Source organism: Pseudomonas sp. CFBP13528 (assembly GCF_005233615.1).
GTDB lineage: Bacteria > Pseudomonadota > Gammaproteobacteria > Pseudomonadales > Pseudomonadaceae > Aquipseudomonas > Aquipseudomonas fluorescens_AM.
The window spans coordinates 1-22,586 of sequence record NZ_QGAJ01000022.1 but is presented as its reverse complement, the minus strand read 5'-3'; the positions used below and the strand labels follow the sequence as shown (position 1 = coordinate 22,586).

Below are 22,586 nucleotides of genomic sequence, written 5' to 3'. Positions count from 1 at the left end.
AATCAGATACCCCAAAGAATCTGCACACCCCAGACGAAGTAAGCGAACATCGCAATGCCGCATACTGCCTGGAAGAGGAAACGGACTGCGGTCGCGGACTTGCCCAGCGCCATTGGCGTCAGGTAGTCGGTCGCGATGGTCCACATGCCGACCCAGGCGTGAGCGCCCAGGGCTACAAGGGCCAGCAGGCTGAAGATTCGCATCGCATTGTGGGCGAACAGGCCGTGCCATTGCTCATAGCCGATGCCCGGGTTTGCGACGAGGTATCCGATCAGGAAAATGAAATAAGCCGCGAGAACGACCGCAGACACACGCTGTGCCATCCAGTCATAGAGGCCCGAACGCGACAGATTCGTTACGCTGGTTACCATATCCAAACTCCTGCCAGAACGATCAGCACCACGGAAATGGCGATGATGATTTTCGAGCCCAGGCGGCCGCCTTCCAGCGTCTCACCGATGCCCATGTCCATGATCAAGTGGCGCACACCGGCTACCAGGTGATACAGCAGAGCGGACAGGAGGCCCCATGCTACGAACTTGGCCAGTGGGCTGGTCAAGCATGCCTTCACCTCGGCGTAACCTTCCTCGGAACCCAGGGATTTGCTCAATGCGTAAAGCATGATGCCCAGGCCCAGGAACAGGATGATGCCGGAAACACGGTGCAGGAACGACGTAACGCCGGTGATGGGGAGTTTGATGGTCCTTAGGTCTAGGTTTACAGGTCGTTGGCTATTCACGGCTTTTTTTCACACTGAAGAGCCCCTAACAATCAGGGCAAAGTTGTTGGGGAGTGCGACTGGTCAGGTAAGCACCACCCAGGGAGTGCGACCCCCAATGAAAGCAAGCCCAAAAGCCCTTGGCGGTCGGTGGCCGAGTATAGACAGTTAGGTTACTAATGACAACGCGCACACCTCACCCTAATAGCTGATTGCGCTGGCGGGATAAAAGGCGTAAATGGCAGGCAATTTCGACGAAAAAGTACGGTTAAAGCCTTCTGGAGCAAGACTTTAGGCAAATTGACATCTGAATTTATCTCACTATAGTGGTGCGGGCCCTGCGTGGGGGGTCTGTCTGATGATTTGAAGCATAAATAGGAGGCCACATGGCTGACAAAAAAGCGCAGTTGATCATCGAGGGCGCAGCCCCCGTCGAGCTGCCCATTTTAACCGGCACCGTTGGTCCCGATGTTATCGACGTACGGGGCCTGACGGCCACGGGCCGTTTCACTTTCGACCCAGGCTTCATGTCGACCGCCTCTTGCGAGTCGAAGATCACCTATATCGATGGCGACAATGGCATTCTGCTTCACCGCGGCTACCCGATCGAGCAACTCGCCGAACAGTCGGACTATCTGGAAACCTGCTACCTGCTGCTAAATGGCGAATTGCCAACAGCCGAGCAGAAAGCCCAGTTCGTCAGCACCGTGAAGAACCACACCATGGTTCACGAGCAGTTGAAGACCTTCTTCAACGGCTTCCGTCGCGACGCCCACCCGATGGCCGTCATGTGCGGTGTGGTCGGCGCCCTGTCGGCCTTCTATCACGACTCCCTGGACATCAATAACCCGCAGCATCGCGAAATTTCCGCGATCCGCCTGGTTGCCAAGATGCCGACCCTGGCCGCAATGGTTTACAAGTACTCCATGGGCCAACCCATGATGTACCCGCGCAACGACCTGACGTACGCGGAAAACTTCCTGCACATGATGTTCAACACGCCGTGCGAGATCAAACCGATCAGCCCGGTGCTGGCCAAGGCCATGGATCGGATCTTCATCCTCCACGCCGACCACGAGCAGAACGCCTCCACCTCTACCGTACGCCTGGCCGGCTCTTCGGGTGCCAACCCGTTCGCCTGTATCGCCGCCGGCATTGCCGCACTGTGGGGCCCTGCCCACGGCGGTGCGAACGAAGCCGTATTGACCATGCTCGATGAAATCGGCGATGTGTCCAACATCGACAAGTTCATCGCCAAGGCCAAGGACAAGAACGACCCGTTCAAGTTGATGGGCTTCGGTCACCGGGTCTACAAGAACCGCGACCCGCGCGCCACCGTCATGAAGCAGACCTGCGACGAAGTGTTGAAGGAACTGGGCATCAAGAACGATCCGCAACTCGAACTGGCCATGCGCCTGGAAGAGATCGCCCTGACCGACCCTTACTTCATCGAACGCTCGCTGTACCCGAACGTCGACTTCTACTCGGGGATCATCCTCAAGGCGATCGGCATTCCAACCAGCATGTTCACCGTGATCTTCGCCCTGGCGCGGACCGTGGGCTGGATCTCCCACTGGAAGGAAATGCTCTCGAGCCCGTACAAGATTGGCCGTCCGCGCCAGTTGTACACCGGCTACGAGTCGCGTGATATCACCAAGCTGGAAGATCGCAAGTAAGCATTTAGCTGCAAGCTGTGTTGAGAACGGCCTCCCTTAGTGGAGGCCGTTTTTATTTGTGTTGCCTGAGCTGGCTTCATCGGGGGCAAGCCCCCTCCCACATTTGACTGTATTCACACGTTCAGATGTGTGAACCCAATCCAGTGTGGGAGGGGGCTTGCCCCCGATGGGGCCAGACCAGGCACCACAAATCTGCAGACAAAAAAATACCCCGGCCTTTCAACCGGGGCATTTCCTTATCCCTCTAAAAGCTTAGTGGTTAACCGCCCCACTCGCCCCCAGGCCCGTCTGCGAACGCACAAACTGCGGGAAGTACAGCGCACGCTCTTTCTCTGCCGCCGCCGACTTGTCGGTGATGGAGAAGAACCAGATGCCCACGAACGCAATGATCATCGAAAACAGCGCCGGGTACTCGTACGGGAAGATGGCTTTTTCATGGTGCAGGATCGAGACCCAGATGGTCGGACCCAAAATCATCAGGCCCACGGCACTGATCAGGCCCAGCCAGCCACCAATCATGGCGCCACGGGTGGTGAGGTTTTTCCAGTACATGGAAAGCAGCAGCACCGGGAAGTTACAGCTGGCGGCAATCGAGAACGCCAGGCCGACCATAAACGCAATGTTCTGGCTTTCGAACAGGATCCCCAGGCCGATAGCCAGCACCGCCAGGGCGATGGTGGTGATCTTCGACACGCGAATCTCGTCCTTCTCGTTGGCCTTGCCTTTCTTGATCACGCTGGCGTACAGGTCGTGGGACACCGCCGATGCACCCGCGAGCGTCAAGCCGGCAACCACCGCAAGGATGGTGGCGAAGGCCACGGCCGAGATGAAGCCCAGGAAGATACTGCCGCCCACCGCGTTGGCCAGGTGCACTGCCGCCATGTTGTTGCCGCCGAGCAAGGCGCCGGCCGCGTCCTTGAACGCCGGGTTGGTGCTGACCAGCAGGATCGCACCGAAGCCGATGATGAAGGTCAGGATATAGAAGTAGCCGATGAAGCCTGTGGCATACAACACGCTCTTACGCGCTTCCTTGGCATCGCTCACTGTGAAGAAGCGCATCAGAATGTGCGGCAGGCCAGCGGTACCGAACATCAGGGCCAGGCCCAGGGAGAACGCCGAGATCGGATCTTTCACCAGGCCGCCGGGGCTCATGATCGCTTCACCTTTGGGGTGAACCTTGATCGCCTCGGAGAACAGCATGTTGAAGTCGAAGTTGACGTGCTTCATGACCATCAGCGCCATGAACGAGGCACCGGACAGCAGCAGCACCGCCTTGATGATCTGCACCCAGGTGGTCGCCAGCATGCCGCCGAACAGCACGTACAGGCACATCAGGATACCCACCAGGATCACCGCCACATGGTAATCGAGGCCGAACAGCAGTTGGATCAACTTGCCCGCGCCGACCATCTGCGCGATCAGGTAGAACGCCACCACCACCAGCGAACCACAGGCCGACAGGCTGCGGATCTGGGTTTGCCCCAGGCGATAGGACGCCACGTCGGCAAAGGTGTACTTGCCCAGGTTGCGCAGGCGCTCGGCGATCAGGAACAGAATGATCGGCCAGCCCACCAGGAAGCCGATCGAGTAGATCAGGCCGTCATAACCGGAGGTGAACACCAGCGCGGAAATCCCCAGGAAGGACGCGGCCGACATATAGTCGCCGGCAATCGCCAGGCCGTTCTGGAAACCGGTGATCTTGCCGCCAGCCGCATAGTAGTCGGCCGCCGAATTGTTACGTTTGGAAGCCCAGTAGGTGATGCACAACGTCGCGCCGACAAAGGCCACGAACATCAGGATCGCTGCAATATTCAGCGGTTGCTTGTGCACTTCACCGGTCAATGCATCTGCCGCCCAAACGGCGGGCGCAAAGACTGAAGCGCCGAACACGGCCAATAGACGACGGATCATTGCGCAGCCTCCTTGAGAATCGCATTGTTCAGGTCGTCGAATTCGCCGTTGGCGCGTCGTACATAGATGCCGGTGAGGATGAAGGCCGAGACAATCAGCCCGACCCCGATAGGGATGCCCCAGGTGATGGATGAACCAGGGCTGACCTTGGCCCCCAGCACTTGCGGCCCGTAGGCGATCAACAGGATGAATCCGGAGTAAAGCCCTAGCATGATCGCCGAGAGAATCCAGGCGAACCTTTCCCTTTTCCTGACAAGCTCCTTGAAACGCGGGCTGTTTTGAATCGAGAGGTAAATGCTGTCGTTCATTGTTTTTATCCTCGCAGCACAGCTTTTTTATTATTGGAACGTATCCACTGTATGCGGCTGTGGAAAGGGTTCCAGACGACCTTAGTAGTAGATCGAGTGTAGCGAGGGTTTGCTGGGGCGCAGAAAAACTTGAGGCCGAATAAAAGCAATGTGGGAGGGGGCTTGCCCCGATGGCGAGTGTTCAGTCAGAGCATCATTGACTGACACACCGCTATCGGGGGCAAGCCCCCTCCCACAGGGCTACAGCAGTGGCTTTTATTCAGCAGTCCACTCGGCTACGCGCTCAGGGTGCTTGGCCACCCAATCCTTGGCCGCGGCATCGGGCTTGGCGCCTTCTTGAATGGCCAGCATGACTTCGCCGATCTCATCCTTGGAGGCCCACTGGAATTTCTTCAGGAAGGCCGCAACTTCCGGTGCTTTCTTCTCCAGGCCCTTGCTGCCGATGCTGTTGACGGTTTCAGCAGCACCATAAATCCCTTTTGGATCATCCAGGAAACGCAGCTTCCACTTGGCGAACATCCAGTGCGGCACCCAACCGGTGACCGCGATGGAATCCTGCTTGTCTTCGGCGCGGGTCAGTTCGGCGATCATTGCGGCGCCCGAGCTGGCTTGCAGTTTATAGTCGAGCCCGTATTGCTTGATGGCCTCGTCGGTCTTGAGCATCACGCCTGAACCGGCGTCGATACCGACGATCTTGTTTTTGAAGGTGGTGTCGGTCTTGAGGTCTTCGATGGACTTGGCCTTGACGTACTCCGGCACGATCAAGCCAATTTTTGCATCCTTGAAGTTGGGGCCGTAGTCGACCACCTTGTCCTTGTTCTTGGTCCAGTAGTCACCGTGGGTCACCGGCAGCCAGGCGGACAGCATGGCGTCGAGCTTGCCGGTGGCCACACCCTGCCACATGATCCCGGTGGCGACCGCTTGCAGCTTCACATCGTAGCCGAGCTTTTGCTTGATCACTTCTGCCGCCACGTGGGTGGTGGCCACGCTGTCGGACCAGCCATCCACATAGCCGATGCTCAGGGTTTTGCTGTCGGCACTGGCCAGTGTGGAGCCCATCGCAACTACCAGCGTGGCAGCTGCGCCCAAGAGTCGTCGCATCTTCATAGTACTTCCCCGAAAGTGCTGCGCCCGACGAATGCCGAGCGACGTCAACCTGTTGTTATACGGTGCACCGCGCCCCCTTCACGCGCATCGAGCCGGTTGCTGAGGCATCAGTGGAGTACTGACAGTTTTATCATCAACCTGCGTAGGCCTTTGCCCTGCTCTGTCAGCGACCTTGGTTGAGCAGGAAACGACATCACATAGCCAGCAGGACGTTTTGTAGGAGTTATCGTCAGAATCACGCCCGAAGTTTGCATGTCAAAATTATGCAGCCGCACTGGCACAGGCCAAATCCGGGTAAGATGCGCGCCTTTGCTCTCCCAGATAAGCCGACCATGCCCGCGACTGCCCGCTTCCCCGTCCTGCCCTATTTTCTTGCGTTGATCCTGGGTGTGCTCGCCCTTGTCGGCTACTGGTATGGCCTCGGCCGGCCCGTGGTGCTGCCGGATGTGGCGAGCGCCAGCCACAAGCTGCAATGTGCGTCCTATACGCCCTTCGACAAGGACCAATCGCCGTTCGACCAGCCGTTCAAGCTGCGTCCCGAGCGCATGGACGCCGACCTGGCCCTGCTGGCCACACGCTTTGAATGCATTCGCACGTACTCCATGACCGGCCTCGAAGCCTTGCCGCAGATGGCGCGCAAGCATGGCCTGAAGGTGATGGCCGGAGCCTGGGTGAGCAGCGACCCGGTGGCGACTCAAAAGGAAATCGACGAGTTGATCACGGCAGCCAATGCCAACCCGGACGTGGTGACCTCGGTCATCGTCGGCAACGAAGCGCTGTTGCGCAAGGAAGTCACCGCCAGGCAACTGGTGACGCTGATCCAGGCCGTCAAACGCCAGATCAGGCAGCCGGTCACCTACGCCGATGTCTGGGAATTCTGGCTGCAGCACCCGGAGATCGCTCCGGCGGTGGACTTCCTGACCATCCACCTGCTGCCGTACTGGGAAGATGAGCCGTCCGGCATCGACCAGGCGCTCAAGCACGTAGGCGATGTACGCCAGACCTTCGGCCACAAGTTCGCGCCCAAGGACATCCTGATTGGCGAAACCGGCTGGCCCAGTGAAGGACGTCAGCGCGAAACCGCCGTGCCGAGCCGGGTCAATGAAGCCAGGTTCATGCGCGGCTTTGTCGCCATGGCCGAAGCCAATGGCTGGCGCTACAACCTGATTGAAGCCTTTGACCAGCCGTGGAAGCGCGCCAGTGAAGGTGCCGTGGGCGGTTATTGGGGGCTGTTCGATGCAGACCGCCAGGACAAAGGCATCCTCGCAGGGCCGGTGACCAATGTGCCGTACTGGCCGCTATGGCTGGGAGTGGGCGGGATCATCCTGTTGGGTACCTTGGTGCTGGGCGGACGAGTCCATACGACCCGCGCGGCTCTTGCACTGCCATTGCTCGGCGCGATCGCGGCGTGCTCCATCGGCACCTGGGCCGAACTGACCCGCGTGACTGCACGCTTTAATGATGAGTGGGTGTGGGCCGGCTTGCTGGTGGGGTTGAACCTGCTGGTACTGGCCCACGCTGCCCTGGCGCTCGGCGTCCGTGATGGGTGGCGTGAGCGAGCGTTCAACTGGCTGGAGCAACGGGCGGGCTGGCTGGTGGCGATTGCCGGGTTTGCCGGCGCGGTGATGATGCTCGCATTGGTGTTTGACCCGCGCTATCGCAGCTTTCCGAGCGCGGCACTGGTACTGCCGGCCCTGGTGTACCTGGTGCGTCCGATGACCGGACCGCGTCGGGAAATTGCGCTGCTGGCCTTCATCATCGGTGCCGGCATTGCGCCGCAGTTGTACCGTGAGGGATTGTTGAATCAGCAGGCTTGGGGGTGGGCGGTGGTGAGCGTGCTTATGGTTGTGGCTTTGTGGCGTTGTCTGCGGGTGCGCGGGGCCTGACACCGTCATCGGGGGCAAGCCCCCTCCCACATTTGGAATGCGTTCCCCTGTGGGAGGGGGCTTGCCCCCGATTGGCCCTGTCAGACGGCGCGAGGCTTCCTGACCAACCGCAACCCCGCAATCACTACTGCAAACACCGCAAACGTGGTGTTGTACAACGCCAGTGCCGGCAACCCGAACACCATCGCCAAGACTGCCAAGGCCCAACCCGCACGCCCCGGCACGATAAACGCCAGTATTGATGTGGCCAGCGCCGCCCAACCCAGCACCTTGAAGTGGATCATCAACCCAAGGTTCGAACGCACCTGGCATTCCCAGCGACTGACTTCATCAGCACAAATGCCGACCCACTGCCCGTCCTCCATGAAGCCATACCGCGCGGCATAACTGGCCGCCAACCATAACGGCAGGGCGATAAGCAGCAGGATCAATGGCAAACGACGGGACATAAGGCACTCCGATAGGCAAAAACGGCGCTCAGCTTAATCCCACAGCGGCCGTTAGCAAGGTGTCCGCGCAGATATCTGTTCATCAATGCGTGGCAAAGTGTATCTTCTGCCAGCTATTACCCCGATTCCGACGTTTATTTCCGACTTTTCGTGCCGAAGGCTGGCACTTCGGGGGCAACGCGGTGGTCATAGCCTGCGAATTTCATTCAGCACCTTTCCTCTTAGGGATTAAGTCATGCTCCGTTCCTTGCGCTGTGCTGCCTTAGTGGGCAGCCTTTTTTTGAGTGCGTCAGCACTGGCCGTCGATATCGACCAGGCCAGCTATGGCTACCCTTTGACGAACCCGTTCGAAGCGACCATCGCCACCACGCCGCCCGATCTTCGGCCCACGTTGCCGACTGACGAGGAGATCAATCAATCCGATTACACCTTGAACATGCGCCCCGAGCGCGAGTTCAGCCTGCCGGACAACTTCTGGGCGGTGAAGAAACTCACCTACCGCATCGCCAAGCAGGACCGCGCCGCGCCGTTGATCTTCCTGATCGCCGGCACCGGTGCGCGCTTCGACAGCAGCATCAACGAATACCTGAAGAAACTGTATTACCAGGCCGGCTACCACGTGGTGCAGTTGTCATCGCCGACCAGCTTCGACTTCATCAGCGCCGCGTCGCGCTTCGCCACCCCGGGTATCACCCAGGAAGACGCCGAAGACATGTACCGCGTGATGCAAGCCGTGCGCGCGCAGAACGCTTCGTTGCCGGTGACCGACTTCTACCTCACCGGCTACAGCCTGGGCGCCCTGGATGCAGCTTTTGTCAGCAAGCTCGACGAAACCCGTCGCAGCTTCAACTTCAAGAAAGTGCTGCTGCTCAACCCACCGGTCAACCTCTACACGTCGATCACCAACCTCGACAAGCTGGTCCAGACCGAGGTCAAGGGCATCAACAACACCACCACCTTCTATGAGCTGGTGTTGAGCAAGCTGACCCGCTACTTCCAGCAAAAGGGCTACATCGACCTCAATGACGCCCTGCTCTACGACTTCCAGCAATCGAAGCAGCACCTGACCAACGAACAGATGGCCATGCTGATCGGCACCTCGTTCCGCTTCTCTGCCGCCGACATCGCCTTTACCTCGGACCTGATCAACCGCCGCGGCCTGATCATCCCGCCGAAATACCCGATCACCGAAGGCACCAGCCTCACGCCGTTCCTCAAGCGTGCCCTGCAATGCGACTTCGACTGCTACCTCACCGAACAGGTGATCCCGATGTGGCGCGCCCGTTCCGACGGCGGCAGTCTGCTGCAACTGGTGGACCAGGTGAGCCTGTATGCGCTCAAGGACTACCTGCACGCCAGCCCGAAAATCGCCGTGATGCACAACGCCGACGACGTGATCCTCGGCCCGGGCGACCTGGGTTTCCTGCGTAAAACCTTCGGCGATCGCTTGACCGTCTACCCGCTGGGCGGCCACTGCGGCAACCTCAATTACCGCGTCAACGCCGACGCCATGCTGGAGTTCTTCCGTGGCTAAATATCTTCTGCTGCTTGCCGCACTGATGTGCGCAGGCGTGGCCAATGCCGACAACAGCAAGGCCCACGAACCGGTCAAGGTCGATGCCGACGGGTTCAAGGAACCGTTGACCAAACTCAAGTTCAACGCAGGTCTGGACCAACGTGAATTCGAGCGCTCGTCGCTGACCGCACTCAACGTCTACGACCCGCTGGAGTCGTGGAACCGCCGTGTGTATCACTTCAACTATCGCTTCGACCAGTGGGTGTTCCTGCCGGTGGTGGACGGTTACCGCTACGTCACCCCAAGTTTCCTGCGCACCGGCGTGAGCAATTTCTTCAACAACCTGGGCGACGTGCCCAATCTGTTGAACAGCCTGCTGCAACTCAAGGGCCATCGCTCCCTGGAAACCACCGGACGCCTGCTGGTCAACACCACCATCGGCATCGCCGGCCTGTGGGACCCGGCCACCGCCATGGGCCTGCCGCGCCAGAGCGAAGACTTCGGTCAGACCCTGGGCTTCTACGGCGTACCCGGCGGGGCCTATGTGGTGCTGCCGATCTTCGGCCCGTCGAACCTGCGCGATACCACCGGATTGCTGGTGGACTACACCGCAGAATCGCAGATCAACTTCCTCAATGTGTCCGAAGTCAGCTCCAACCACCCGGAAATCTGGGCATTGCGCGCTGTGGACAAGCGCTACCAGACCAGCTTCCGCTATGGTCAGATGAACTCGCCGTTCGAGTATGAGAAGGTGCGGTACATCTACACCGAATCGCGCAAGTTGCAGATTGCCGAGTAAACAGCGCCCCTTAGATCGTTCCCACGCGGAGCAAAGGAACGATCATCTCCTGACCACAAAAAAAGGCCATTCAATCGAATGGCCTTTTTTATGCCTGCTACTTCATGCCCTGAACGCTTTCCAAACCTTGCCGACCACGCTGACCACGGCCAACACCACAGCCCCTGCAATAATCCCCGCCACCGCGTTCAACAACGTCGGCATCAGCCACGCCAGCGCCCCGCTGTTCTGGCTGACGGTTTCGATCCAGTGATGCACCACCGGCACGCCATGGGTGAGAATACCGCCGCCGACCATGAACATCGCCGCCGTGCCGATCACCGACAGGCTTTTCATCATATAAGGCGCGGCACTCAGGATGGCGCCGCCAATACTGCGCGCCACTTGCCCCGGTTTCTGTGTCAGCCACAACCCCAAGTCATCGAGTTTGACGATACCCGCCACCAGCCCGTAAACGCCTGCGGTCATGACAATGGCGATGCCCGACAGCACGATCACCTGCTGCGTCAACGCCGCATCGGCCACGATACCGAGGGTGATGGCGATGATTTCGGCCGACAGAATGAAGTCGGTGCGGATCGCGCCTTTGATCTTGTCCTTTTCGAAGGCCACCAGGTCAGTCGCCGGGTCGGCCACCGCTTCGCTCAACTGCGCGTGTTCGGCCTGGTCTTGCGCCTTGCTGTGCAGAAATTTGTGCGCGAGTTTTTCGAACCCTTCGAAACACAGGTAGGCGCCGCCCAGCATCAACAGTGGCGTCACCGCCCAAGGGGCAAAAGCGCTGATCAACAGTGCGGTGGGCACCAGGATCAACTTGTTCACGAACGAGCCCTTGGCCACCGCCCACACCACGGGAATTTCCCGCTCGGCGCGCACGCCGGAGACTTGCTGGGCATTGAGCGCCAGGTCATCGCCGAGCACACCCGAGGTCTTCTTCGCCGCCATTTTTGTCATCAGTGCAACGTCATCGAGTACCGCGGCGATATCGTCGAGCAAAACCAACAAGCTGCTTCCTGCCATGAATCGGGTATCCGTTAAGTGATAGATGAGGCGAGCATAGCGCGGCGCAGTGCTTAGCGGGCACATTGTTGAGGCGCGCGGATGGCCGGTGCTACCATGCGCAACCGCCTGTCATGGCAAGGAAACCTCTGGTTTATGAGCAGCATTCGCGAGCGCAACAAAGAAAAAATCCTGCGGGCGGCAAGCGAGGAGTTTGCCGACAAGGGCTTCGCCGCGACCAAAACCAGCGACATCGCCGCCAAGGCCGGGCTGCCCAAGCCCAACGTCTACTATTACTTCAAGTCCAAGGACAACCTCTACCGCGAGGTGCTTGAGAGCATTATCGAGCCGATCCTGGCTGCCTCCACGCCCTTCAACGCCGATGGCGATCCCAAGGAAGTACTGAGCAACTACATCCGCTCCAAGATCCGCATATCCCGGGACCTGCCGTTTGCTTCCAAGGTGTTCGCCAGTGAAATCATGCACGGCGCGCCGCACCTGAGCGCCGAGCAGGTCGAACAGCTCAATGCCCAGGCCAGGCACAATATCGACTGCATCCAGGACTGGGTGGAGCGCGGCCTGATCGCGAAGATCGAGCCTAATCACCTCATGTTCAGCATCTGGGCGGCGACCCAGACCTATGCGGATTTCGACTGGCAGATCTCTGCGGTGACGGGAAAGGCCAGGTTGGATGAGGCCGATTATGAGGCGGCGGCGCAGACGATCATTCGGTTGGTGCTCAAGGGGTGTGAGCCGGACTGACGCACTGAGGTGCCTGTGCCAATCGGGGGCAAGCCCCCTCCCGCACTTCACCGATGTTCACTTTGAGAATGCGGTCAACTGTGGGAGGGGCTTGCCCCCGATGAGGCCCTGACAGTCACTCAATACTTTAAGCCGACACCCCCGCATCCGCCCTCAACCCCACCCCCTCGATCGCCGTGATCGCACACTGTTCGTCAATATCCGGCGTGTCCCCACTGATCCCGATCGCCCCCAGCACCACGCCATCCTGATTTCGAATCAACACCCCGCCCGCCGCCGGCACCACACTGCCCTGCCCCAGGCTGTTCAGCGCTGCGATAAACGCTGGCCGCTGCTGCGCATCGAGCGCCAGCAGGCGTGAGCCTTTGCCCAGGGCAATCGCGCCCCAGGCTTTGCCGATCGCGATCTGCGGGCGCAGCAGGCTCGCGCCGTCTTCGCGCTGCAGGGCGACCAGGTGCCCGCCACTGTCGAGCACTGCAATGGTCAGCGGCGCGGCGGCAATGGTGCGGCCCGCAGCGAGGGCCTGGCTGGCCAGTTGGGTGGCAATCTTCAAGGTTAAAGCGCTCATGGTGCCGTCCTTCTTGTTATTGGGAATACGTTGGAGCGTCTGTTTGATCAGATGCCGCATCGAACAAATAGAACACAATGGTATTTGTTTTTGTATACAATATTTTCAAACAAACCTTCCATACGTCGAAAAAAGCGATTCGGACGAACGAAAAAGTCAGCTTATGAAATGCATTGACCTACGCCGCTCGCCGTGAATACACTTTGCCCTGACACCACTTGTATACAATTACAAAACGCAAGAGGCACCAAAACCATGAGCAAAATGAGAGCAATCGAAGCCGCCGTCCTGGTGATGCGCCGTGAAGGGGTGGACACCGCCTTCGGTATCCCAGGCGCCGCGATCAACCCGCTGTATTCGGCCTTGCAGAAGGTGGGTGGCATCGATCACGTCCTTGCTCGCCACGTTGAAGGCGCCTCACACATGGCCGAGGGCTACACCCGCACCAAGGCCGGCAATATTGGCGTGTGCATCGGCACCTCGGGCCCGGCGGGCACTGACATGGTCACCGGCCTGTACAGCGCCTCGGCCGATTCGATCCCGATCCTGTGCATCACCGGGCAAGCGCCGCGTGCCCGGATGCACAAGGAAGACTTCCAGGCGGTGGACATCACCAGCATCGTCAAGCCGGTGACCAAGTGGGCGACCACGGTCATGGAGCCCGGCCAAGTGCCCTACGCGTTTCAAAAAGCGTTTTATGAGATGCGCTCCGGGCGCCCCGGTCCGGTGCTGATCGATTTGCCGTTCGACGTACAGATGGCCGAGATCGAATTCGACATCGACGCCTACCAGCCGCTGCCCCTGGCCAAGCCTTTGGCCACCCGCATCCAGGTGGAAAAGGCCCTGGCCCTGCTCGACCAGGCAGAGCGCCCCTTGCTGGTCAGCGGCGGCGGGGTCATCAACGCTGATGCCAGCGAGTTGCTGGTGGAATTCGCCGAGCTGACGGGTATCCCGGTGATTCCGACCTTGATGGGCTGGGGCACCATCCCCGACGATCACCCGCTGATGGTGGGCATGGTCGGCCTGCAGACGTCCCACCGTTATGGCAACGCGACCATGCTCAAGTCGGACGTGGTGCTGGGTATCGGCAACCGCTGGGCCAACCGTCACACCGGCTCGGTGGAGGTGTACACCGAAGGCCGCACATTCATTCACGTCGACATCGAACCCACGCAGATCGGGCGCGTGTTCACCCCGGACCTGGGCATCGTGTCCGACGCCGGTTCCGCGCTGACGATGTTCATTGAAGTGGCCCGCGAGTGGAAAGCCGCCGGCAAGCTCAAGGACCGCAGCGCCTGGCTGCACGACTGCCAGCAGCGCAAGGCCACCCTGCATCGCAAGACCCACTTCGACAACGTACCGGTCAAGCCGCAACGGGTGTACGAAGAGATGAACCAGGTGTTCGGCAAAGACACCTGCTACGTCAGCACCATCGGCCTGTCGCAGATTGCCGGCGCGCAGTTCCTGCATGTGTACAAGCCACGCCACTGGATCAACTGCGGCCAGGCGGGCCCCCTGGGCTGGACCATTCCGGCGGCGCTCGGCGTGGTCAAGGCCGACCCGAGCCGCAAAGTCGTGGCGTTGTCCGGCGACTATGATTTCCAGTTCATGATCGAAGAGCTGGCAGTCGGCGCGCAGTTCAAGCTGCCGTATATCCACGTGGTGGTGAACAACTCCTACCTGGGTTTGATCCGCCAGGCGCAACGCGGCTTTGAAATGGACTACTGCGTGCAGTTGTCTTTCGACAACCTCAACGCACCGGAACTCAACGGTTATGGCGTCGACCATGTGGCCGTCGCCGAGGGCCTGGGTTGCAAGGCGTTGCGTGTGTTCGAGCCGAGCCAGATCCAGCCGGCGCTGCGCCGCGCCCAGCAAATGATCGAAGAATTCAAGGTGCCGGTGATCGTTGAGATTATTCTGGAACGGGTGACCAATATTTCCATGGGCAGCGAGATCAACGCCGTCAACGAATTCGAAGACCTGGCCCTGGTCGGCAACGACGCACCGACCGCCATTTCCCTGCTCGATTAAGGAGAACCCTATGCCGCGCTTTGCCGCCAACCTGTCCATGCTGTTTACCGAACAGGATTTCCTTGCCCGCTTCAAAGCGGCCGCCGATGCGGGCTTCGAAGGTGTGGAATACCTGTTCCCGTATGAATTCAGTTCAGCCGACATCAAGGCGCAGCTCGACGCCAACGGTCTGACCCAGGTGCTGTTCAACCTGCCGGCCGGGGACTGGGCCAAAGGCGAGCGCGGCCTGGCCTGCCACCCCGACCGGGTCGAGGAGTTTCGCGCCGGGGTCAAGCTGGCCATCGCCTACGCCCAGGTGCTGGGCAATACCCAGGTCAACTGCCTGGCGGGTATCCGGCCGCAAGGCGTGGATGACGAAACCGTGGAAAAGACCTTCGTCGCCAACCTCAAGTACGCCGCCGACGCGTTGCAGGCGGCGGGCATCAGGCTGGTGATAGAGATGATCAACACCCGCGACATCCAAGGCTTTTACCTGAACAACACCGCCCAGGCCCTGTCGATTCGCGAGCAGGTGGGCAGTGACAACCTGTTCCTGCAATACGACATCTATCACATGCAAATCATGGAAGGCGACTTGGCGCGGACCATGGCGACGCACCTGGGGGTCATCAACCATATCCAGCTGGCAGATAACCCGGGGCGTAACGAGCCGGGAACGGGGGAGATCAATTACCGGTTCCTGCTCGAGCATTTGGACCGCATCGGGTACGCGGGTTGGGTTGGCTGTGAATACAAGCCGTTGACCACCACCGAAGCGGGTTTGGGTTGGCTCAAAACCCATAACGCCATCTAACAGACACAACACAAAAAATGTGGGAGGGGGCATGCTCCCGATAGCAATGTCTCATTCAACAGATGTGCCGGCTGATGCACCGCTATCGGGGGCAAGCCCCCTCCCACATTGGACTTGCCGTGTCTGGCAGACCTCAACAAGTCTGCCTACCGAATAAAAAAGAGGATTTTGATCATGGCTAAAATCGGATTTATCGGCACCGGCATCATGGGCCAACCCATGGCCGCCAACCTGCAGAAAGCAGGACATCAATTGTTTCTCTCCGAGCATCACGGCAAAGCGCCGGCCGAGCTGATCGCTGCTGGCGCGGTGGCGCTGGCCAACCCGCAGCAAGTCGCCCAGGAAGCCGAATTCATCATCGTGATGGTGCCGGACACCCCGCAGGTCGAAGACGTGCTGTTCCGTGCCGACGGTGTGGCCGCCGGGCTGTCGCCCAATAAAGTGGTGATCGACATGAGTTCGATCTCCCCCACCGCCACCAAGGCGTTCGCGGCAAAGGTCAACGAGACCGGCGCGCACTACCTGGATGCACCGGTGTCCGGTGGTGAAGTCGGCGCCAAGGCTGGCACCTTGAGCATCATGATCGGTGGCGAGCCGCAGACCTTCGAGCGCGCCCTGCCGCTGTTCCAGGCCATGGGCAAGAACATCACCCTGGTCGGCGGCAACGGCGATGGCCAGACCGCCAAGGTCGCCAACCAGATCATCGTCGCGCTGAATATCCAGGCGGTGGCCGAAGCACTGCTGTTCGCCTCGAAAAATGGCGCGGACCCGGCCAAGGTGCGTGAAGCGCTGATGGGCGGCTTTGCGTCGTCGAAGATTCTCGAAGTGCATGGCGAACGCATGATCAAGGGCACCTTCGATCCGGGTTTCCGCATCAACCTGCACCAGAAGGATCTGAACCTGGCCCTGGCCGGGGCCAAGGAGTTGGGGATCAACCTGCCGAACACCGCCGGCACCCAGCAAGTGTTCAGCACCTGCGCCGCGCTTGGCGGCGGTAACTGGGACCACTCGGCGCTGATCAAGGGCCTGGAGCATATGGCGAACTTCTCGATTCGCGACAAGTAACCCACCTTGAAATGCAATCCAGTGTGGGAGGCGGCTTGCCCCCGATTGCGGTGTATCAGGTATAGGTGATGTGACTGAAACACTGCTATCGGGGGCAAGCCCCCTCCCACATTCGGCCCTCATTTCATCGCTGGATTGTTGCATCTCTAATAACAAGAATCCCCGGGAGCCCGCCTATGTCGGCCGATCCGCAACACCTGCTTCGCGAGCTGTTTGCCACAGCCATCGCCGCCGCCCACCCCCGGCAAGTCCTTGAACCTTACCTGCCCGCCGACCGCAGCGGCCGTGTGATCGTGATCGGCGCCGGCAAGGCCGCAGCCGCCATGGCGCTGGTCGTGGAGAACAGCTGGCAGGGCGAGGTCAGCGGCCTGGTCGTCACCCGCTACGGCCATGGCGCACCGTGCAAGAAAATCGAAGTGGTCGAGGCCGCGCATCCCGTGCCCGACGCTGCCGGCCTGGCCGTGGCCAAGCGCGTGCTGGAACTGATCAGCGATCTGAACGAAGACGATCGCGTGATCTTCCTGCTCTCCGGTGGCGGCTCCGCCTTGCTCGCCCTGCCCGCCGACGGCATCACCCTGGCCGACAAGCAAAGCATCAACAAAGCCCTGCTCAAGTCCGGCGCCACCATTGGCGAGATGAACTGCGTGCGCAAGCACCTCTCGGCGATCAAGGGCGGGCGCTTGGCCAAGGCGGCATGGCCGGCCACGGTTTATACCTACGCAATTTCCGATGTGCCGGGCGACCTGGCCACGGTAATTGCCTCCGGCCCTACCGTCGGTGACCCCAGTACCTCGCAGCAGGCCCTGGCAATCCTCAAGCGCTATGGCATTGACGTCCCCGCCTCGGTGCGCAGTTGGCTGCAGGATCCCGCCTCGGAAACCGTCAAGCCCGGCGACCCGCTGCTCGCCCGCAGCCACTTCCAATTGATCGCCCGGCCGCAGCAATCCCTGGAAGCGGTGGCGGTAAAAGTCCGCCAGGCCGGTTTCAGCCCGCTGATCCTCGGCGACCTCGAAGGTGAAGCGCGCGAGGTGGCCAAGGTGCACGCCGGCATCGCCCGGCAAATCGTGCAGCACGGCCAGCCACTGGCGGCGCCGTGCGTGATCCTCTCCGGCGGCGAAACCACCGTCACCGTACGCGGCAATGGCCGTGGCGGGCGCAACGCGGAATTTCTGCTCAGCCTCACCGACAGCCTCAAGGGCCTGCCTGGCGTGTACGCCCTGGCCGGCGACACCGATGGCATCGATGGCTCGGAAGACAACGCCGGCGCGCTCATGACCCCGTGCAGCTACCGCCGTGCCGAAGCCATGGGCCTGAGCGCCAGCGACGAGCTGGATAACAACAACGGCTACGGCTATTTCGCCGCCCTGGGCGACTTGATCGTCACCGAGCCGACCCGCACCAACGTCAACGACTTGCGCGCCATCCTGATCCTTGAGACTGCCAAACATGACGCCTGACAAGAAGGTCAAAATCCTCGCCACCCTGGGCCCGGCCACCGATGGGATCGACGACATACGCGAGCTGGTGCAGGCCGGGGTGAATATCTTTCGCCTCAATTTCAGCCACGGTGACCACGCCGATCACGCGCAGCGCTACCAGTGGATTCGCCAGGTAGAGCGCCAACTGAATTACCCGCTGGGCATCCTCATGGACCTGCAAGGGCCCAAGTTGCGCGTCGGGCGCTTTGCCGAGGGCAAGGTGCAACTGGTGCGCGGCCAGGCGCTGCGCCTGGACCTGGATGAAACACCGGGCGATCAACGTCGGGTCAACCTGCCCCACCCGGAAATCATCGCGGCACTGGAGCCCGGCATGGATCTGTTGCTGGACGACGGCAAACTGCGCCTGCGCGTGATCACCCGGCACGCCGACGCCATCGACACCACCGTGCTCAATGGTGGCGAGCTGTCCGACCGCAAAGGCGTGAATGTGCCCCAGGCACTGTTGCAACTCAGCCCGCTGACCGCCAAGGACCGTCGCGACCTGAGCTTCGGCCTGGAGCTGGGCGTGGACTGGGTGGCGCTGTCGTTCGTGCAGCGCCCGGAAGATATCCGCGAAGCCCGCGCACTGATCGGCGACAGGGCATTCCTGATGGCCAAGATCGAGAAGCCCTCGGCGGTTCAACAATTGCGCGAAATCGCCCAATTGAGCGATGCGATCATGGTGGCCCGCGGCGACTTGGGCGTGGAAGTGCCAGCCGAGAGCGTGCCGCACATCCAGAAGGACATCATCCAAACCTGCCGCCAACTGGGTAAACCCGTGGTGGTGGCGACCCAGATGCTCGAATCCATGCGTTTCTCTCCAGCACCGACCCGCGCCGAAGTCACCGACGTGGCCAATGCGGTGGCTGAAGGTGCGGATGCGCTGATGCTGTCGGCCGAAACCGCCTCGGGCGAGTACCCGCTGGAAGCCGTGCAGATGATGAGCAAGATCATCCGTCAGGTGGAAAACGGCCCGGACTACCAGGCCCAACTGGATGTGAGCCGGCCCGGGGCGGATGCCACGGTGTCGGACGCCATCAGCTGCGCGATCCGCCGTATCAGCAGCATCCTGCCGGTGGCGGTGCTGGTGAACTACAGCGAGTCGGGCGCCTCCAGCCTGCGCGCGGCACGGGAGCGGCCGGTGGCGCCGATCCTCACGCTTACGCCGAACTTGTCCACGGCGCGGCGCTTGAGCATGGCGTGGGGGGTGCACTCGGTGGTCAATGATCGGCTTCGACAGGTGGATGAGGTGTGTTCTACCGCGCTTGAGATCGCCCAGGCCCAGGGCATGGCGCAGCGTGGGGATACCTTGGTGATTACTGCGGGGGTGCCGTTCGGGCAGTTGGGGTCGACCAATTCCTTGCGTATCGAAACCCTGATTTAACGTCTGTTCGGGCCTCATCGGGGGCAAGCCCCCTCCCACACTTGATTGGGTTCACATAGTTGCGATTGTGAATGCAGGCCAATGTGGGAGGGGGCTTGCCCCCGATAGGCACAACTCGGTCTCATTGACGCCCCCCAATGCACAATCCAACCTGCCCCGACTGGGCCGAAGCCCTGCTCAACGGCTTCAGCCAGATCTTCCTCCAGCGCCATCCGCTGTGCGGCCTGCTGTGCCTGTTGGCGATCCTGGTCGGCGCGCCGGCTTTGCTCGGCGGCGCCTTGCTGGGCGGCCTCGCGGGCTTGCTCACGGCCCAGCGACGCGGCTACCCCAAGGCTGAACGCCAGGCCGGACTGTACAGCTACAACGGCGTATTGCTGGGCTTGTTGATCAGCCACCACTTCGCCTGGTCGGCATTGGTGCCGCCGCTGATCCTGGCCTGTGGCGGCTTGAGCGCAATGCTGGTGCGGCAGTGGTCGAAATACGCCGCCCAACCCCGGGATCTGCCCGCCTACACCACACCCTTTGTCGTCCTGGGCTGGTTGTTGCTGGGCAACATCGCCCCCGCTACCTTGGCCCTGAGCGAGCCCGATACCGTGACGGTAATCGCTGCGCCGTTTACCGGCCTGGCGCAAGTGATGCTGCTGGATCAGCCCCTGGCCGGGGCCTTGATTGCGCTCGGCCTGCTGCTGGCTGACCGGCGCGCCGCTGTGTGGGCACTGACCGGCGCCATCGCCGGCGTACTGGTCGCCTTGCTGCCGGGCGAAACCAGCGGCGCCCTGCTCGGTCTGCACAGCTATAACCCAGCGCTTGCCGCCCTGGCATTGAGCCAGGCGCGCCGCGAGCCTTGGTTGCCGCTGATCGGCATCGTCCTGGCAATCATGCTCACACCCGGCTTCGCCGCACTGCACCTGCCGGCGCTGACCGCGCCATTCATTCTGACCTGCTGGCTGGTGCGCGCCAGCCAGCGAATACTGCGCAAACCGCGCATGGACAGTCCGTACGAATCCCCCTAGGCTTTGCCGATATTCAATTCGAGCGGGATTTATGGACAGCAACAACGACTGGCGCCAGCGGCTCTACGTGATGGTTTTCCAAAGCGACACCGTCGCCGGGCGGCGCTTTGACGGCATCCTGTTGTTGATCATCCTCGCCAGCCTGGTGATCGTGATGCTCGACAGCATCGACGAAGTCCACCAGAACTACGCTGACGTGCTGGCCTATATCGAGTGGGGCTTCACGCTGATCTTCGCCATCGAGTACGGCCTGCGCCTGTACTGCTCGCCCAAGCCATTGCGCTACGCCTTCAGCTTTTATGGCCTGGTGGATCTGCTTGCCATCGTTCCCGGCATCCTTGCGCTGTACTACAGCGACGCGCAGTACCTGCTGATCATCCGCATCATCCGCATGCTGCGGATCTTCCGCGTCCTCAAGCTCAGTCCGTACCTCAAGCAGGCCAACTACCTGATGGCGGCACTGCGCGGCAGCAAGCAGAAGATCGTGGTATTCCTGGTCAGCGTGTGCACCCTGGTGACGGTGTTCGGCACCCTGATGTACGTGATCGAGGGCCCGGAACACGGGTTTACCAGCATTCCCAAGGGCATTTATTGGGCGATCGTGACGCTCACCACTGTGGGCTTTGGCGATATCGTGCCCAAGACTCCCCTGGGCCAGGTCATTTCCTCGCTGGTGATGATCACCGGTTACTCGATTATTGCCGTGCCTACCGGGATATTCACCGCCGAGCTGGCCAGTGCCATGCGCGGTGAACAGCTGCAGACCGACTGCCCGGTGTGCAAGAAGAACAGTCACGAGCCGAATGCAGCGTTTTGCTCACGCTGTGGCAGCAACCTCTTTAAGAAAGTGGAATAAGCAAAGTTCTTTTTAATCTTTAAGCGACTATGCAGCCCCGGCTATAGTCGCTGGCATTGTGCCTCCCCCCCGTCTCTCGAACAACAAGGAATGAGCAGTGAAAAACATCCTCAGCGCCTCCCTCCTGGCCGCCGGCCTGGCCTTGGCCGGCGCCGTCCAGGCGGCTCCGGTCACTCTGCTCAACGTCTCCTATGACGTGATGCGTGATTTCTACAAGGACTACAACGCCGCCTTCCAGAAGCATTGGGACGCCGAGCACCCGAATGACAAGCTGACCCTGCAGACGTCCTTCGGCGGCTCCAGCAAACAGGCGCGCTCGGTGATCGACGGCCTGCCGGCGGACGTGATTACCATGAACATGGCCACCGACATCAACGCCCTGGCCGACAACGGCAAGCTGGTGCCGGACAACTGGGTCACCCGCCTGCCGAACAACAGTGCGCCGTTCACCTCGGCCACTGTATTTATCGTGCGCAAGGGCAACCCGAAAGCCCTGAAAGATTGGCCGGATCTGCTCAAGGATGGCGTACAAGTGATCTTGCCCAACCCGAAGACCTCGGGTAACGGCCGCTACACTTACCTGTCGGCCTGGGGCTATGTGCTGAAAAACGGCGGCGATGAAGAAAAAGCCAAGGCCTTTGTCGGCAAGCTGTTCAAACAAGCGCCGGTACTCGACACCGGTGGCCGGGCTGCAACGACCACCTTCATGACCAACCAGATCGGCGACGTGCTGGTGACCTTTGAGAACGAAGCGGAAATGATTGCCCGTGAGTTCGGTCGTGATCAGTTCGAAGTGATCTACCCAAGCGTGTCCGCCGAGGCCGAGCCGCCGGTGTCGGTGGTCGACAAAGTGGTCGAGAAGAAAGGCACCCGCGCAGCCGCCGAAGACTATTTGAAGTACCTGTGGTCGCCTGAAGGCCAGGAAATCGCCGCCAACAATTACCTGCGCCCGCGTGACCCCAACGTGCTGGCCAAGTACACCGACCGTTTCCCGAAAGTCGACTTCCTGTCGGTGGAGAAGACCTTTGGTGACTGGCGCACCGTGCAGAAAACCCACTTCAACGATGGCGGGGTGTTTGACCAGATTTACACCGGCCAGTAAGCGTTCCGGCTGGATAAACACCGCCATGACTGTGGGAGAGGGCTTGCCCTGATGCCAGTCTGTAGGAGCCCCCCTGAACTGGCCTAATGATTTTGGACACTTCAATCGGGCGCTATGATAGCGCCCAAATCTGAGGTGTTTGGTTATGCGTAAATCTTATTCGAGTGA

General features: G+C 60.6%; 21 protein-coding genes. 13 read left to right on the top strand and 8 right to left on the bottom strand.

What is annotated here, in order from left to right:
- Positions 1-2: 2 nt before the first annotated feature.
- Together sdhD and sdhC are read right to left on the bottom strand one after the other, a co-directional pair.
- The gene (gene sdhD, locus PspCFBP13528_RS25555) at positions 3-371 is read right to left on the bottom strand and encodes a succinate dehydrogenase, hydrophobic membrane anchor protein (RefSeq protein ID WP_003233245.1); all 369 of its coding nucleotides are present in this window, start codon (positions 369-371) and stop codon (positions 3-5) included.
- Positions 365-739 carry a succinate dehydrogenase, cytochrome b556 subunit gene (sdhC, locus tag PspCFBP13528_RS25550; protein ID WP_003172804.1) on the bottom strand — a complete coding sequence of 125 codons (375 nt, stop codon included), beginning with the start codon at positions 737-739 and terminating at the stop codon, positions 365-367. The genes sdhD and sdhC overlap by 7 nt, the downstream gene beginning before the upstream one ends.
- 365 nt (positions 740-1,104) lie before the next feature.
- Here sdhC and gltA point away from each other — a divergent pair, with 365 nt between their 5' ends.
- The gene (gene gltA / locus PspCFBP13528_RS25545; protein ID WP_012723087.1) at positions 1,105-2,394 is read left to right on the top strand and encodes a citrate synthase; all 1,290 of its coding nucleotides are present in this window, start codon (positions 1,105-1,107) and stop codon (positions 2,392-2,394) included.
- Between the two features lie 252 nt (positions 2,395-2,646).
- Here the strand turns inward: gltA and PspCFBP13528_RS25540 are convergent, their stop codons facing one another.
- The 3 genes from PspCFBP13528_RS25540 to PspCFBP13528_RS25530 form a co-directional block, all read right to left on the bottom strand.
- Positions 2,647-4,305 (bottom strand): cation acetate symporter, encoded by a 1,659-nt coding sequence (locus PspCFBP13528_RS25540; RefSeq protein ID WP_065949131.1) that lies wholly within the window; start codon positions 4,303-4,305, stop codon positions 2,647-2,649.
- Positions 4,302-4,613 (bottom strand): DUF485 domain-containing protein, encoded by a 312-nt coding sequence (locus tag PspCFBP13528_RS25535; RefSeq protein ID WP_137201774.1) that lies wholly within the window; start codon positions 4,611-4,613, stop codon positions 4,302-4,304. Before PspCFBP13528_RS25535 ends, PspCFBP13528_RS25540 begins: the two co-directional genes overlap by 4 nt.
- Positions 4,614-4,868: 255 nt before the next feature.
- Positions 4,869-5,720, bottom strand: a complete 852-nt coding sequence (locus PspCFBP13528_RS25530; protein WP_101220209.1) for a glycine betaine ABC transporter substrate-binding protein — start codon at positions 5,718-5,720, stop codon at positions 4,869-4,871.
- 332 nt (positions 5,721-6,052) lie between these two features.
- Between PspCFBP13528_RS25530 and PspCFBP13528_RS25525 the strand changes: the two genes are divergently transcribed.
- Complete coding sequence (locus tag PspCFBP13528_RS25525) at positions 6,053-7,606, top strand: glycosyl hydrolase family 17 protein (protein WP_137201773.1); 1,554 nt, start codon at positions 6,053-6,055, stop codon at positions 7,604-7,606.
- Positions 7,607-7,686: 80 nt separating this feature from the next.
- Here PspCFBP13528_RS25525 and PspCFBP13528_RS25520 read toward each other — a convergent pair whose 3' ends face one another.
- On the bottom strand, positions 7,687-8,055 hold the full coding sequence (locus tag PspCFBP13528_RS25520; protein WP_137201772.1) for a hypothetical protein: 369 nt from the start codon (positions 8,053-8,055) through the stop codon (positions 7,687-7,689).
- A 235-nt stretch (positions 8,056-8,290) separates the two neighbouring features.
- Here PspCFBP13528_RS25520 and PspCFBP13528_RS25515 point away from each other — a divergent pair, with 235 nt between their 5' ends.
- Together PspCFBP13528_RS25515 and PspCFBP13528_RS25510 are read left to right on the top strand one after the other, a co-directional pair.
- Positions 8,291-9,589: a serine/threonine protein kinase gene (locus PspCFBP13528_RS25515; RefSeq protein WP_137201771.1), complete on the top strand. Its 1,299-nt coding sequence runs from the start codon at positions 8,291-8,293 to the stop codon at positions 9,587-9,589.
- Positions 9,582-10,370: a VacJ family lipoprotein gene (locus PspCFBP13528_RS25510; protein WP_057722699.1), complete on the top strand. Its 789-nt coding sequence runs from the start codon at positions 9,582-9,584 to the stop codon at positions 10,368-10,370. Before PspCFBP13528_RS25515 ends, PspCFBP13528_RS25510 begins: the two co-directional genes overlap by 8 nt.
- Before the next feature lie 102 nt (positions 10,371-10,472).
- On the opposite strand, the gene PspCFBP13528_RS25505 is transcribed toward PspCFBP13528_RS25510, so the two are convergent.
- Positions 10,473-11,387 carry a DUF808 domain-containing protein gene (locus PspCFBP13528_RS25505; protein ID WP_065949136.1) on the bottom strand — a complete coding sequence of 305 codons (915 nt, stop codon included), beginning with the start codon at positions 11,385-11,387 and terminating at the stop codon, positions 10,473-10,475.
- A 135-nt stretch (positions 11,388-11,522) separates the two neighbouring features.
- Between PspCFBP13528_RS25505 and PspCFBP13528_RS25500 the strand changes: the two genes are divergently transcribed.
- Positions 11,523-12,128: a TetR/AcrR family transcriptional regulator gene (locus PspCFBP13528_RS25500; protein WP_137201770.1), complete on the top strand. Its 606-nt coding sequence runs from the start codon at positions 11,523-11,525 to the stop codon at positions 12,126-12,128.
- A 127-nt stretch (positions 12,129-12,255) separates the two neighbouring features.
- On the opposite strand, the gene PspCFBP13528_RS25495 is transcribed toward PspCFBP13528_RS25500, so the two are convergent.
- The gene (locus tag PspCFBP13528_RS25495; protein ID WP_137201769.1) at positions 12,256-12,696 is read right to left on the bottom strand and encodes a heme-binding protein; all 441 of its coding nucleotides are present in this window, start codon (positions 12,694-12,696) and stop codon (positions 12,256-12,258) included.
- A gap of 255 nt (positions 12,697-12,951) precedes the next feature.
- On the opposite strand from PspCFBP13528_RS25495, the gene gcl reads away from it, so the two are divergent.
- The 8 genes from gcl to PspCFBP13528_RS25455 all read left to right on the top strand — a co-directional run bounded on the left by gcl (position 12,952) and on the right by PspCFBP13528_RS25455 (position 22,418).
- Entirely contained in the window at positions 12,952-14,727 is a 1,776-nt protein-coding gene (gene gcl / locus PspCFBP13528_RS25490) for a glyoxylate carboligase (RefSeq protein WP_137201768.1), read from the top strand.
- Between the two features lie 10 nt (positions 14,728-14,737).
- Positions 14,738-15,520: a hydroxypyruvate isomerase gene (gene hyi, locus PspCFBP13528_RS25485; protein ID WP_137201767.1), complete on the top strand. Its 783-nt coding sequence runs from the start codon at positions 14,738-14,740 to the stop codon at positions 15,518-15,520.
- Positions 15,521-15,694: 174 nt separating this feature from the next.
- A complete protein-coding gene (locus PspCFBP13528_RS25480; RefSeq protein ID WP_137201766.1) occupies positions 15,695-16,585 on the top strand; it encodes a 2-hydroxy-3-oxopropionate reductase in 891 nt (296 codons plus the stop codon).
- A gap of 176 nt (positions 16,586-16,761) precedes the next feature.
- Complete coding sequence (locus PspCFBP13528_RS25475) at positions 16,762-18,042, top strand: glycerate kinase (RefSeq protein ID WP_137201765.1); 1,281 nt, start codon at positions 16,762-16,764, stop codon at positions 18,040-18,042.
- On the top strand, positions 18,032-19,447 hold the full coding sequence (pyk, locus tag PspCFBP13528_RS25470; protein WP_137201764.1) for a pyruvate kinase: 1,416 nt from the start codon (positions 18,032-18,034) through the stop codon (positions 19,445-19,447). Before PspCFBP13528_RS25475 ends, pyk begins: the two co-directional genes overlap by 11 nt.
- Positions 19,448-19,584: 137 nt before the next feature.
- On the top strand, positions 19,585-20,460 hold the full coding sequence (locus tag PspCFBP13528_RS25465; protein WP_137201763.1) for an urea transporter: 876 nt from the start codon (positions 19,585-19,587) through the stop codon (positions 20,458-20,460).
- Between the two features lie 31 nt (positions 20,461-20,491).
- Positions 20,492-21,316 carry an ion transporter gene (locus PspCFBP13528_RS25460; RefSeq protein WP_065949143.1) on the top strand — a complete coding sequence of 275 codons (825 nt, stop codon included), beginning with the start codon at positions 20,492-20,494 and terminating at the stop codon, positions 21,314-21,316.
- A gap of 97 nt (positions 21,317-21,413) precedes the next feature.
- Positions 21,414-22,418, top strand: coding sequence for a sulfate ABC transporter substrate-binding protein (locus tag PspCFBP13528_RS25455; RefSeq protein WP_137201762.1), 1,005 nt, complete (start codon positions 21,414-21,416; stop codon positions 22,416-22,418).
- Positions 22,419-22,586: the final 168 nt, after the last annotated feature.

Excerpts from the sequence above, each read along its gene's own strand:
- sdhD (WP_003233245.1), bottom strand. The coding sequence starts at position 371 with ATGGTAACCAGCGTAACGAATCTGTCGCGTTCGGGCCTCTATGACTGG.
- gltA (WP_012723087.1), top strand. The coding sequence starts at position 1,105 with ATGGCTGACAAAAAAGCGCAGTTGATCATCGAGGGCGCAGCCCCCGTC.
- PspCFBP13528_RS25540 (WP_065949131.1), bottom strand. The coding sequence starts at position 4,305 with ATGATCCGTCGTCTATTGGCCGTGTTCGGCGCTTCAGTCTTTGCGCCC.
- PspCFBP13528_RS25535 (WP_137201774.1), bottom strand. The coding sequence starts at position 4,613 with ATGAACGACAGCATTTACCTCTCGATTCAAAACAGCCCGCGTTTCAAG.
- PspCFBP13528_RS25530 (WP_101220209.1), bottom strand. The coding sequence starts at position 5,720 with ATGAAGATGCGACGACTCTTGGGCGCAGCTGCCACGCTGGTAGTTGCG.
- PspCFBP13528_RS25525 (WP_137201773.1), top strand. The coding sequence starts at position 6,053 with ATGCCCGCGACTGCCCGCTTCCCCGTCCTGCCCTATTTTCTTGCGTTG.
- PspCFBP13528_RS25520 (WP_137201772.1), bottom strand. The coding sequence starts at position 8,055 with ATGTCCCGTCGTTTGCCATTGATCCTGCTGCTTATCGCCCTGCCGTTA.
- PspCFBP13528_RS25515 (WP_137201771.1), top strand. The coding sequence starts at position 8,291 with ATGCTCCGTTCCTTGCGCTGTGCTGCCTTAGTGGGCAGCCTTTTTTTG.
- PspCFBP13528_RS25505 (WP_065949136.1), bottom strand. The coding sequence starts at position 11,387 with ATGGCAGGAAGCAGCTTGTTGGTTTTGCTCGACGATATCGCCGCGGTA.
- PspCFBP13528_RS25500 (WP_137201770.1), top strand. The coding sequence starts at position 11,523 with ATGAGCAGCATTCGCGAGCGCAACAAAGAAAAAATCCTGCGGGCGGCA.
- PspCFBP13528_RS25495 (WP_137201769.1), bottom strand. The coding sequence starts at position 12,696 with ATGAGCGCTTTAACCTTGAAGATTGCCACCCAACTGGCCAGCCAGGCC.
- gcl (WP_137201768.1), top strand. The coding sequence starts at position 12,952 with ATGAGCAAAATGAGAGCAATCGAAGCCGCCGTCCTGGTGATGCGCCGT.
- hyi (WP_137201767.1), top strand. The coding sequence starts at position 14,738 with ATGCCGCGCTTTGCCGCCAACCTGTCCATGCTGTTTACCGAACAGGAT.
- PspCFBP13528_RS25480 (WP_137201766.1), top strand. The coding sequence starts at position 15,695 with ATGGCTAAAATCGGATTTATCGGCACCGGCATCATGGGCCAACCCATG.
- PspCFBP13528_RS25475 (WP_137201765.1), top strand. The coding sequence starts at position 16,762 with ATGTCGGCCGATCCGCAACACCTGCTTCGCGAGCTGTTTGCCACAGCC.
- pyk (WP_137201764.1), top strand. The coding sequence starts at position 18,032 with ATGACGCCTGACAAGAAGGTCAAAATCCTCGCCACCCTGGGCCCGGCC.
- PspCFBP13528_RS25465 (WP_137201763.1), top strand. The coding sequence starts at position 19,585 with ATGCACAATCCAACCTGCCCCGACTGGGCCGAAGCCCTGCTCAACGGC.
- PspCFBP13528_RS25460 (WP_065949143.1), top strand. The coding sequence starts at position 20,492 with ATGGACAGCAACAACGACTGGCGCCAGCGGCTCTACGTGATGGTTTTC.